At 51.9% G+C, this 8,088-nt stretch carries 8 protein-coding genes; 2 read left to right on the forward strand and 6 right to left on the reverse strand.

Going from position 1 to position 8,088, the window contains the following annotated elements:
- Positions 1–236 precede the first annotated feature (236 nt).
- Positions 237–713, forward strand: a complete 477-nt coding sequence (locus tag FJ147_25625) for a hypothetical protein (protein MBM4259267.1) — start codon at positions 237–239, stop codon at positions 711–713.
- Positions 714–737: 24 nt separating this feature from the next.
- A complete protein-coding gene (locus FJ147_25630) occupies positions 738–1,019 on the forward strand; it encodes a hypothetical protein (protein ID MBM4259268.1) in 282 nt (93 codons plus the stop codon).
- On the opposite strand, the gene FJ147_25635 is transcribed toward FJ147_25630, so the two are convergent.
- The 6 genes from FJ147_25635 to FJ147_25660 form a co-directional block, all read right to left on the reverse strand.
- Positions 1,016–1,729 carry a class I SAM-dependent methyltransferase gene (locus FJ147_25635; protein MBM4259269.1) on the reverse strand — a complete coding sequence of 238 codons (714 nt, stop codon included), beginning with the start codon at positions 1,727–1,729 and terminating at the stop codon, positions 1,016–1,018. The genes FJ147_25630 and FJ147_25635 overlap by 4 nt on opposite strands.
- Before the next feature lie 29 nt (positions 1,730–1,758).
- A complete protein-coding gene (locus FJ147_25640; GenBank protein ID MBM4259270.1) occupies positions 1,759–2,178 on the reverse strand; it encodes a Zn-ribbon domain-containing OB-fold protein in 420 nt (139 codons plus the stop codon).
- 153 nt (positions 2,179–2,331) lie between these two features.
- Positions 2,332–3,480, reverse strand: a complete 1,149-nt coding sequence (locus FJ147_25645) for a thiolase domain-containing protein (protein MBM4259271.1) — start codon at positions 3,478–3,480, stop codon at positions 2,332–2,334.
- A gap of 122 nt (positions 3,481–3,602) precedes the next feature.
- The gene (locus FJ147_25650) at positions 3,603–4,403 is read right to left on the reverse strand and encodes an alpha/beta hydrolase (GenBank protein MBM4259272.1); all 801 of its coding nucleotides are present in this window, start codon (positions 4,401–4,403) and stop codon (positions 3,603–3,605) included.
- A gap of 174 nt (positions 4,404–4,577) precedes the next feature.
- Positions 4,578–5,237, reverse strand: a complete 660-nt coding sequence (locus FJ147_25655; protein ID MBM4259273.1) for a hypothetical protein — start codon at positions 5,235–5,237, stop codon at positions 4,578–4,580.
- A 467-nt stretch (positions 5,238–5,704) separates the two neighbouring features.
- Positions 5,705–8,071, reverse strand: coding sequence for a tetratricopeptide repeat protein (locus FJ147_25660; protein ID MBM4259274.1), 2,367 nt, complete (start codon positions 8,069–8,071; stop codon positions 5,705–5,707).
- Positions 8,072–8,088: the final 17 nt, after the last annotated feature.

The raw sequence follows: 8,088 nt of genomic DNA on the forward strand, positions 1-8,088 counted from the left end.
GTCGCCCGCGTTCATCCAGCTCTTCGACCAGACTTCGATACTTAGACCGAAGCCAGCACACAATGGTCTCGTCTCTCATCCCTGCTCTTGTGCAGAGGCTCTCCACTCCGGTCAATCACTATTGCGGTAAGTTGTTTCCTGCCACCGCCTAAGCATTAGAACCTGCAGGAAGACGGGCGAAATCTACCTCATCTATCATCGAGAAATTGCGTAGAGAGAGTATCCGTTTAACCCAGATGCAAGACATTGCGGGTTGTCGATTGATTGTGCCTGATATTGCTAACCAAGAGGTCGTTGTTCAATCCCTTCAGAAGGCTTTTGAACGTACGACCATTGTTGATCGTCGTCAGAAACCAAGCCACGGCTACCGTGCTGTTCATGTTATTGTGAGATGTCTCGACAAAATGGTTGAGATCCAAGTCCGAACCTTGTTACAACATCTTTGGGCTGAACTTTCAGAAAGGTCTTCGGATGTGCTAGATCCGGGGCTTAAATACGGCGGAGGGGATGACAGGATTCAAAGAGTTCTCATGCATATCTCAAAGATGGTGGCCGAAGAGGAAGTTGTCGGGTTAGCAAATGTACCCTTACAAGGGAGTGACGAGGAAACCAAGGCTCAATTTGTGGTTTCCGATGAGGAAGTGAGCCAAGGGAAACAAAAAACTCTGGAGATATTGCATCAGGCTCTAGATATTATTTCAAAGTATCAATAGAAGTTAATAAGTAAGGATCGTCCTATGTTGTTTTTAATTGAATACGATCGGCCTAGTGGTCGAATCGTCACTTTTAGGAAGTTTGTTAGCTCGGAGCAGCGAAAAGCTGAGGAGGCGCGTCTTGAACTGGAACTTGCTCTTCACCATGATGGAATAGAGCATGAGGTGGTTATACTCGAAGCGGTTTCAGAAGAGGTCTTGCGCCGCACCCATGGTCGATACTTTGAAGATTTTGCCGGACTTGTAGATTCGCTCGCTCAGGAGCAACAGAGCGGGTTTACTCTCTCTTCTTCACGACAGAACTAACTCACATCATACTCGAAGACGTATGTATCCGGGGTTTTGCCGATCTTCTCGCCGAACAGTAGAACATTCAGGAACATCGGAAATTGTGCAGTGATAGGTTCTTGCTTCGAGAACAGTTTTGCAGAAAACTGGTATGCGGTTGAAACGACCTTGAAGCCCATCTGGGTGCCAAAAAGTCCAGCCAGAGCCTCGCGCGAGAAGCGGAAGTAATCGTACGGGTAGGCGTGAAGGGGAAAAGCGTGGTGAGTTTGAATAAGTAGCACCCCGCCGACCCGTAGCGTTTTCATAATTTCGTGAGCTGCGAGGTGAGGGTATTTGAAGTGTTCGAAGGTCGAACACGAGACAATCACATCGAACTGCTCTTCGCCAACAACGTGCGTCAAACGATGCACGTCGGCGACGATATCAACATCTTCTCCACTTGTGATATCCGTTCCGAGATACTCACTTGCGTGAGGAATCCAAACGTCGTGGCGCGTTGACCGTTCTGCAATAGATCGTTTGGTGCCGAGTTCGAGCACCCGAGGCCGGTCGATCGCCTGACAACGGACAACGAAACTTTCCAAAAGGGTGTTTCCCTCAGAAGGATCAGCTTCCTGAGGTTCAGCGATCAAAAGGGAATGGGCAAATTTCCTGAAAACTCGTGACCGAACCGCCCATTGAATAAGGCGCTGTGGAATGGGCATAGCTCGTGTTTTGTGGAGGGGCATATCTCCCTATACCCCTCCGAAGCTAGTCATTATCTTGCAGGCCGAAATAGCGGGATCGAAATTTCTGGGGTGGCATCTTCAAACGTGACTTCGACTGGCATGCCGATCTTCACATCTTCGGGTTTGCACTCAACGATATTCGTCAGCATGCGTACACCTTCGTCAAGCTCAACATACGCCATAATGTAGGGCAGGTTGTCACGGAAACCTGCGCTTTGGTTCTGTCGCGTGACTGTAAAGGTGTAGACTTTCCCTTTGCCGCTGCATTTGACCCATTCAAGGTCTTGCGACAGATCCTCCGGGCAAAACGAGCGTGCGTAGTAGAAGACTTTGCCACAGCTACGACACTTCTGAACGTATAATTCGTGCCGAGCGCAGGCTTCCCAAAACGGCTTATTTTCTTCATCGATGCGAGGAATCGGTTTTTTGTATTTTTTTTCTTCGGCCATTGTTTACTCCGTAAACAGTAGTCAGTCGGAGGGAACAATGAAGAATTAAAAATGTAAAATGCAAAATGAAAAACGAAAAGAACTTTATTGTTCTCAATTCTCCATTTTTGATTTTTAATTTTTCATTGGCCTTACCATACTGGCTATTTTTTCTTAAACGCCCAGTACTAAAGACGCTCCACTATGCCGCAGCCCCAACGTTCCACCCGTGCCGTGCACCATTGCGATCTTGCAGTCTTTCACTTGCCGGTCTGCACACTCACCGCGCAACTGCTTGGTTGCTTCGATAACCAGGAAGATACCGCGCATGCCTGGATGATTTGACGAGAGACCACCACCGTCGGTGTTGATCGGCAGTGCACCACCGAGGCCGATACGCCCATTCTGTACGAACGCGCCGCCTTCGCCTTTTTTGCAAAACCCTAAGCTCTCCAACGTTACTAATACGGTGATCGTGAACGAATCGTAGATCATCGCCATGTTGATGTCTTTGTGGGCGACTCCCGCACGTTCCAACGCTTTGGGGCCGGACTGCTTTGCGGCTGCGTTGGTCAGATCTCGTACGCCTGCACTGGTGTGATAGCAGGCTTCGGCTGCACCTAAGAGATGTACGGGTTTCTTCTTGAGGTCTCGTGCACGCTCGGCTGAGGTGACAACGATCGCACCACCACCATCAGAAATCATACAGCAATCAAGCAGGTGGAGGGGAGAAGAAACAAGCCGTGAGGATAAGACATCATTGACGGTAATGGGGTCGCGAAACTTTGCGTGTGGATTCATCGATGCGTGCCGCCGCATAGTGACGGCAATTTCTGCCAGTTGCTCACTGGTCGTGCCAAATTCATGCATGTGGCGCTGTGCAGTCAGTGCATAATCACCGACTGTAGTGGGGCCGTAGCAGTTTTCAAACTGCTCAGAGGGATCACCACCGCTGGCACCGCCAGTGCCAATCGCAAAACGGTCGGACGACCATTTGCTGCCATAGAGAATCAGTGCGACATTGCAATAGCCAGCCGCAATCGCCGCCGCTGCATGCGCTGTGTGCGATACAAACGACGAACCACCGATCGAATTGGAATCTAAGAAATCTGGATTGAGGTTCAGATGCTCAGCGAGGGAGACGATACCCATACCGCTCACACCGGAAGTGAACAGACCGTCGACATCCTTAATTTTCAGGCCGGCATCGTCTAATGCGCCCCGTGCGCTCTCGGCCATGATTTGATACTGGGTCTTATGCGGCGCCCACCGCAACGGATGTTCGTAAACGCCTGCAATAGCAGCTTTGCCTTTGATACTCATAAATTTTTCCTCGGATACAGGTGATAATTGGAAGGTAAACCGTACTCGGTAACTCCAAGATAAAACGTAAAACGCAAAGCGTAACCACTATCCCTCCTTCTTTACGTTTTACGCATTACGTTTTACGTCCCCAAAAACGCCGTAATCGCCTCGCACGCTTCTTGCGGCTTCTCGATTGGCAACCAATGGCCAGCTTGCGGAATCACTATCAGTTTTGCGCCGGAAATTTTGTCACGAAGCTGTTCACTCTGCGCGACCGGGGTGCTCTGGTCGTCTTGTCCAGCCAGCACCAACGTCGGTTTGCGAATCTCGCCAATCTTGGCGGTTAAGTCCACTTGCTGGCATGCAACGAGATCAAAGTAGCGTACACGCGGGTCGGTTTGGATTTGTTCCATCCAACCTTCTTGGACGATGTTCATCGGTGTGGCCGGAGAACATGAATCTTTGTTAAACGGCTGTCCTGCACGGCCTTGCATGACGTCTTTCCAGATATTGGCTCGCTCATCGGTGATGTTAAATTTTGCTGCCGTGCAGGTGAGGATCAACCCCTCGACCATGTCAGGATGGCGAAGCGCCAGATCCATGGAGACCGCACCGCCCATGGAGTGACCAATGAGATACGCCGGACGCAAGCCCAACTTTTTCCAGAAACCATAGACTAACTCACTGTACGCAGTGACGCTCTTCAAGCTTTCCGTGCCGCTTGAGCGTCCGTGACCGGGATAGTCAAGCGAAAACGGGCTGTGTTTTGCCGAGAGCAGGTCAATCATTTTATGACCAAAATGACCGTTGCTGCCTGCACCGTGGAGATACAACAGTACTTTTCCCTTACTCGTATCTGGTGTCACACTGGGTAGCGTCGTGCGGCCGGTGTGAAAATAGTTCACCGCATAGCCGTCAACTTCGACATATTTTGTTGGCATGATTCCCTCGCAGGAAAAAACTGCTCCCTGACTAGTTGGCTGGTCTGGCTTTGTCAAGGGTTAGAGCGACTGCGGAATGCGGATTGGGGAGTGCTTGTACCAAAAACACCGCGCCCCGGTCAGTGCTGACCAGGGCGCGAAAGCGTCACTTCAACATGAGAGCGGCTATTTGTATCACCCACCAAGGAAGACATTCCCGTTGAGTCGAACAACGAACGCTGCAGGGTTAGTTGTTGAACCCGCGTCCCGCTTTAACGTGATTTTGACATAGTACGCATTGGTGGCGAAGTCGAAGTTATGATTAACGCCAACTGTGTGTACTTGCGTTGACGAAGTGGTGCTTGCCGCGGTGTTGCTATCGAAGGTTGCAAGTAGTGAGGGGTCAATGGGCAATGTCAGCTGACCACCGGAGTTGGAAGGCGTTAGGTTTTCTGCTGTCCCGTTCAACCCAACTTTATGAAGGGTGACTCTTACCCGATTTGCTGCTCCGCTCCCGTCTGGATCACGGTACACCACTTCAAGTGTATTCCAGGAGGGAAAGTTCGGGTCCATGATATTGGTGATGTTGCAGCGGAGCGTGATTTCGCCAGTAATTGAACCTGGGAACGAAACGCTTGCGCCACCCATCTGATAGTCGATACTGCTCTCATCGGGGGTACATGCGGAAGCTGTGTGTGTCCACGTTCCGTGCGAAAGAATGAGGGTGCTATTTCCCACAGACCGGTCAGCTTGTGCGTCTCCACCATTCATAGTTGCGAGAAGTGAAAACATTCCCAAGACGTAAGCGGTTTTCTTAAAGATCGCAGCAGTAACGTGTGTGATAGTCGATTTCATGGTCGTATTCCTTTCGTGTGTGTATGGTTGTGTGCGAAATGACTGTTCCTCCAGTTCTTTTCCGGTTAGTAGATTGCTTATGGTGGTGTCATTTTCTTAATCCTTCTTTTCCTTTGCTTTCTCTGGGAGCGCCTCCTGCAGGCGTTCTATAAGGAAGGCGCTAGATTACGCGTCGCACTGCGACACGGCGCGTCGCAAATGCGGGAAATGAAGCTGGGCGGGAGAAAAATATCTGACTTTCCTAGCACGGCCGAATCAGCCAATGATGATGTCTGCTGAGGGAGAGGGAATCAGAAAGCTGCTAACTTAACGCCATTGCCCCTGGCAGGGAGAGGGAACTTTGTACGTCCCGCGAATGGAGGTAGAGAGTGACCAGGATAAACCCAACTGAAGATCGCCCCAGGCGACTACAGATGACGAGAAGAAGGGGTGTCAGTTCATTCTTCATTTTCCGAAGGGGGAGGTGTTTACACGTCCCACTCCGTTGGTTTCTCTGGGTTGTACGAGCAATACGTTCCGGTTTTGAGCGAAACGTGGAGATGCCGCCACAGACTTGGGTGAGCCTTTTTTATTTTGCTCATCATTGTCCGTATCCGGTGAGTAATCGTCTTGCGTACTTTTTCGGTGTCACTGTTACGTTTGCGAGCATACGTGCCAGTTCCGTACGCCGCCGCGAATTCACCTGTCAGAAAGTCAATTTCGCTCTGGAGACTATTGACCCGCCCAAGGTCGTTGAGGCGTTCTGCTGTGTCGAGTTCTTCGCGCAAGTCTTGTAAGCGCTGCTGATACATTGTCCTTGCCTGCTGATCGGGGGATGCTGCGTCGCTGGGAAACTCACTGCTAGATGAGAGTTCAAGTATTTGCGCTTCGTGTTTTCGTGTGCCCAAACTGTCCGTTGGCATGCCGTCGGTCATCGCTAGCAGGTCAAAGACATGAAACTCTCGCTGCGGTTCACGTAACAAGCAGGCGAGATGAGCCAGGCCCTTTGTATCCTGGAGTCGTACGGCCGTTCCCTCATAGCTGACTGCCCAGGAGTCACCTTCAGGGCGAAGAAAGTTCAGAGTTCGGGATGAAGGGGGAGGAGTGGGAGAGGGAACCTCCAGTGGCCTCTGTTCCGTATCCGAGGGTTGAGATTTGAAGGCCGCAGGCTGGAGATGGGAGACCTGTGGAGGAGGAACTTCCTTCCCTCGCTCCCAGTCCTTCATTCCGAGCCCCTGAATTTTGCCTTCCAGCCGTGTCATTCCCAACTCTTGCGCGGTAGAAAGTGCTGTGTCGAGCAGCTCGCGCGCGCGTCCAACATCGTTGGGATTCCCCTGGGTGATCAGCAGTGCAGCATAGTCGCATTGGGTATGGGCGGTAAACAGTCGTGCGCCGACTCGCCTATTGAGTGCTATAGCCTTCTCAAAGTGATGCGTTGCCTCATCCCATCGCTCTAGTGTGGCGGCGAGTAAGCCCAGATAGCGTGCAACCGCACCAAAGCAATCGTTGGCTGAGCCGACAATCACATTCCGTTCAGCATACGGAAGTAACATGTTGTATAAGGTGCTCGCTCGTTTCTTATCGTGAAGAAAGAAGGCAACCTGGGCTAAGTTCGTCATGCTGCCAAGCCAGCCTTGGTCACGGACGATATCCGTGAAGTCCTGAGCCGCGACATGTTCGAACTCTTCACGAGCCTCTTTCTCACGCCCAATCTCACTGTAGAGAAAGGCAAGCCCAGTACGTAAGCCAGGAATAGCGGGAAACCGCTCAACCAGGCCTCTGCTCGCATCTTCAAGCTCCTGTACTCGTCCTTGTTCGCGGCGGAGGGCGAACAGTTGCACGGTGAACAAAAGAAAGGCGTTAGGTGTTTGTATCTGTTGGCCGAGGGTTAATCCGTGTTGAACCAACTGCTCGGCCTCTGCGAGTTGGCCAGCAAGGAGCGCTGCCATCGCGCGCAAGATCGTGCCATGCCAGAGATAAAAGGGTTGGCGGAGTTCGGTCGCAATAGCTACATACAAATGCAATTCTTGCTCGATTGCCTGAGGATCGCCAAGCTCAAGCAGGCTCATGATCCGTCCCAGACGACCGGCGAGCGCCAACTCTTGTCTGCTTTCTTGTTCAGCAAGGTGAATGATCTCGGTCGACAAGGCCAACCGCTCCTGCACGGTATCTGGTCCAATCAGCGCGATTTGTCGGGCGTTCAGGGCGTAGGCAAGGGCGGTCGTGTCTCCCAGTCGGCGAGCCATTTCCACTGCTTCGCGGCTCAAGGCATCGCACCGATCCATGAACGGAGAAAAGTAGAGCGCCATCGCGAGACGGCTCAGCACTCTCACTCGTAGTGCACTATCTTCTTCTGGTAACGCGGCGAGAGCCTCTTCTAACAGGCTGACCATAGCCTGATCAAAACGAGTGGCGATATCGCCATGCCCAGAAAATCCCAATGCCGCACGCGTGAGGAGGAGTGCCGCGGTTGTGGTCTCTCCGTGCGCGAGTAGATCACGAGCAGTGACTGCAGCTTGTGAAAAGGTGGCGCGTGCTCGCTTCAGCTCGCCTGCGCGTGCCAACGCGTGTCCCATCGCTAGCAGGATTTCCCCGCGTTGGTGTATCGAGGCCTCATACTGAGGCAGAAGGTGAAATGCACGCTCATAATAGGTGGCAGCTTCTTCGTAGGCCAGGAGCGTGTTCGCACGTTCCGCGGCTTGGATCGTATACTGCAGTGCTTTCTCGTTCCGTTCGCCAGCCGTGGCTTTGAAGAAATGGTCGGCTAAGGCGGTGGCAGGAAACAACTTACCGCAATAGTGATTGACCGGAGTGGAGAGCCTCTGCACAAGAGCAGGGATGAGAGACGAGACCATTGTGTGCTGGCTTCGGT

The organism is Deltaproteobacteria bacterium, assembly GCA_016874775.1.
In the GTDB taxonomy this organism is placed as follows: domain Bacteria; phylum Desulfobacterota; class Binatia; order Bin18; family Bin18; genus VGTJ01.